General features: G+C 58.1%; 4 protein-coding genes. All 4 read left to right on the top strand.

The window, feature by feature from the left end; all coding sequences use genetic code 11:
• A partial coding sequence (locus A3754_RS22060) for a YggT family protein (RefSeq protein WP_063521353.1) occupies positions 1-391 on the top strand: 391 nt, incomplete at its 5' end.
• Between the two features lie 182 nt (positions 392-573).
• Positions 574-2,037, top strand: a complete 1,464-nt coding sequence (locus A3754_RS22055) for a sensor domain-containing diguanylate cyclase (RefSeq protein WP_063521352.1) — start codon at positions 574-576, stop codon at positions 2,035-2,037.
• A gap of 137 nt (positions 2,038-2,174) precedes the next feature.
• Positions 2,175-2,612: a PaaI family thioesterase gene (locus tag A3754_RS22050; protein ID WP_063521354.1), complete on the top strand. Its 438-nt coding sequence runs from the start codon at positions 2,175-2,177 to the stop codon at positions 2,610-2,612.
• A gap of 375 nt (positions 2,613-2,987) precedes the next feature.
• The coding region (locus A3754_RS22045) for a hypothetical protein (RefSeq protein WP_063521351.1) at positions 2,988-3,922 on the top strand (935 nt) is incomplete at its 3' end.

Raw genomic sequence — 3,922 nt, 5'->3', positions numbered from 1 at the left:
TCTACGCCGGATCATTCCTGGTTACGGTGGGCTGGATGTGGCGTCCCTGGTGCTGGTGGTGGTGCTGATCATGCTCAAGGCGGTGCTGATCCTCGGCATCCAGGTGGGCGGCTTTCCGTCGGGTATTGGCGGGCAACTGGTGATCTACAGCCTGCAGGAGCTGGCCAGCCTGATCCTCAACTATGTGTTCTGGGCGGTGCTGATTCGGGTGATTCTCAGCTGGGTAGCGCCGGATCCGTATAACCCGGTGGTCCGGGTGATTGTGCAGGTCACCGAGCCGATCATGGCGCCGGTTCGCAAGATGCTGCCGCCCATGGGCGGGTTCGATCTGAGCCCGCTGATTGTGCTGCTGGGCATTCAGCTATTACAGATCCTCTTCAGGCTGCATTAACGCAGCGGCAGACAGGAAAAAGGCGCCACACGGCGCCTTTTTCTGTTTCAGCGGCATGAAAAGCGTCAGGCTGCCATAGTGCAAATCAGTGCAAGCGTTTTTACTTGCGCTGCGCCTTTGGTTACAACGTAGCAATAACAGCGGCGCATTGATGCGTTGTGGATCTATCGCGGGGAAGAGAGATGGAAGACCGTGCAGATTTCAGTCTGATCGGCCTGAGAGAGTTACACCAGCTGTCACTGCTGCCTGGCGGTGATTTTGCGCAACTGTATGCCGCGTACCTGGACGTGGGGTGCCGTCTGCTGGGCCTCTCCATTGGCATTGTCAGCCGCATTGAAGACGGTGACTACGAAGTGCTCGCGGTGCAGCCCGGCGACGGGGGTATCAGTACCGGGGATCATTTCCCGCTGGGTGATACCTACTGTTCCACCGTGGTCAGCAAACAGGGGGCGGTGGCGTTGCACCATGTGGGCGAGCTGGCAGAGATGCGCTCGCATCCGGTGTATGTGGGCATGCAGCTGGAATCCTACATGGCCGTGCCGCTTTATGTGCAGGGCGAGATTTTTGGCACCCTCAATTTCAGCGATCCGGCACCCCGGAACGAGCCCTTCAGCATCGAAGAAATGGAGTTTCTGGAGTTGATGGGCAAATCCCTTGGTCAGGCGCTGGAGCAGGACCACCTGAACCAGCAGCGGCAATTGGCCGTCAGCAAGATGGAAGAGAACATGGCCCTGTTTGAGGGCGCGTTCCGGCACGCGGCCATTGGCATGGCCATCGTCTCCCCGCAAGGGGGCTGGATGCGGGTGAACCCGGCACTGTGCAACATTCTGGGCTATGACGAACAGACCTTGCTGGACAGTGACTTTCAGACCATTACCCACCCGGATGACCTGGAAAAGGACCTGCACCAGGTGCAGGCGCTGTTGGCAGGAAAGCGCAACAGTTACTGGATGAAGAAACGGTATTTTCACCAGGATGGGCATATTGTCTGGGTCTTGCTGGCAGTGTCCATTGTGCGTAACGCGGATGGCACGCCCCGGTATTTTCTCTCCCAGATTGAGGATGTGTCCGCCCAGGTCACCGCCGAACGGGCGTTGCGACAGAAGCAGGACGAACTGCAGCAGCTCAACCAGGAACTGGCGGACATGGCACGCACCGACCCGCTTACCGGGCTGCATAACCGGCTGGTGCTGCTGGAAAGCCTGCGCCAGGAATTCCGCCGTTGTGAACGCAGCCGTGAGCCGATTTCCGTGGTGTTCATGGATGTGGATTACTTCAAGCACTACAACGATACCTACGGCCACATGGAAGGAGATGTAGCGCTACAGGCCGTGGCGGCGGCGCTGCGTCCGATGATCCGAGATACCGATGTGCTGGCGCGTTATGGGGGTGAAGAGTTCGTCGCCTTGTTACCCACCGCTAATGTGCAGGCGGCAGAGGGTGTGGCGGAGCGCTGCCGCCGTGCGGTGGCGGGCATTACCACCCTGAACAAGGAGGTGAGCCTGAGTGTTGGCGTGGCCACATTCATGCCCTGCGGAAACGCCACCGCCGGCGCAGACCCGGAGGCGCTATTGAGTGTGGCGGATCAGGCTTTGTATGCGGCCAAGGAGGCTGGCCGCAACCGCGTGCGCACGGCGTTGCTCTGAATCGCGGTAAATTTGGATTGTTGAGCGTGTTTCCCGGGGCGCTCAGGGGGGCTCGGCCATAAGGGGCATTGCGTTAAAGTTGTAAGTTCCAAATAGGAACCTATAATGCCGGCAACGCCATTACCCTGAGAATGACCATGAACCCTGTCACCATGACCGGCCTGGAAATCATGCAGGCCTTTGCCGCCGGCAAGATTCCCCGTGCTCCCATTGCTGAAACCATCCCCATGGACCCGGATACCGTGGAAGAAGGCCGTGTGGTCTTTATCGCGACCCCGGACAAACGTCACACCAACCCGCTGGGCGGAGTGCACGGCGGGTTCGCTGCCACCGTGCTCGATTCCGTCACTGGCTGTGCCACCCATACGGTGCTGGCTGCCGGCGAGAGCTACGGCACCACGGACCTGAACATCAAGATGTGCCGGCCGCTGACCTTCGACAAGGCCTACCGGGCGGAAGGGAAAGTGATTAACCGGGGGCGCAGCCTGGTGATCTCGGAAGGGCGCATCGTCGATGACGAAGGCAAACTCTACGCCCACGCCACCTGTACTTGCATGATTATCGCGCCGCGGTAAGCGTGAGGCGGGGCATTGGCCCTGCCGCGATTAAAAACGGTTGTTCTTCTGTGCCCCCCTGTTCAGGGGGGTCACGCCCCTCCCACGGCACCGTAGGATGTGACTGATTTCTCATAATTGGGAAGTTGGTCATGGCAAGGGATGTGTTGGTCGTGCACCTGGCCGGCAAGGATGCCAGTTCTGCTCTCTGCGGAAGTTGCCCGCCATAGTCACCCCTCCCGAAACGCCAGGCTCTTTTTTGGCCAGCTATTCCAAGCGAGAACGCTTAATGCCGTTGTCAGGAACGGATGCACGCCAGCTGGCTGGATTGCCCATGCTCGTGTTTTGCATCTTTGTTTGGGCAACAGAAAAGATCAAAATCCATAGGGAAAAACAATGAAAAAGACATCAGGGAGCAAGGTGGTTCCGGCAATGGCGCTAGCCGCGCTGGTATCGGGTTGTGCCACAACCGGTAGCGAGGCGCCGGCGTATGATGCCAATGGCTCTGCCGCGAGCCAGGCAGGCACCTTTATCGCGGCGGAGAATGAAAAGTACATGAAGGGCGTCGAAAAAATCGGGGTGTTATCATGCAACGTGATGTTTGGTGTCAATAGTGCGGCGTCTGCTTCTACCAGTGGAGGTTTCCGTTCGGATGCCATGCGTGCTACTGGTACAACCCGTCGCTCGGATGTGAAGGTGACGGTGACCTACGCTGCCAAAGGCGTCGATGAGACAGAAATGCAGCGTCTTGCCAATCAAGCCTGTGATAACGCAGAGCAGCAACTGGGTGATGCCGGATTTCAGGTAGTTCCCCACCAAATCCTGAAGGCGAATTCTCACTACCAGGCAATGCATGCTGAAGGCCGGGAAAGCCCCTTCGAATACAAGGGGGCAGGCGGCACCCGTTATCTGGTCATGGGCCGCGAGGGAGAAACCATTTCTGATCCTCGTTACATCGGCACGGCAAGCGGTTTTGGGCAAGCGTTCAAGGCTGCAGCGGGCAGTTCCGCCCAGCAACATGAAGGTCGCCTGATCAAGGATCTTGGACTCACTGGTGTGAACATCAATATCCTGATCGACTTTGCCAAGCTGGAGTCGGATGGCCATAAAAGTTTTGCCGGGCTTTCCAACAAGGACTCCGCCAAGGTGGATGCCACGATTCAGCTAACCGCTCGTGGAGATGTTCGCTTCCAGCCGGTGGCACAGCAAAAATGCTGGAGTCGTTTTGGCAAGGAAGAGTGCATGATCAAGACAAATCATATGCCAGTATTCAGCACCAGCAATGCACTGGCTACGCCCAACGCGTTCTACAGCAGCATCGAGGATGTCAC

This window comes from Alcanivorax sp. HI0083 (assembly GCF_001635175.1).
Note: the sequence above shows the minus strand (reverse complement) of the source record. Positions and strands in the feature narration are given on the sequence as shown.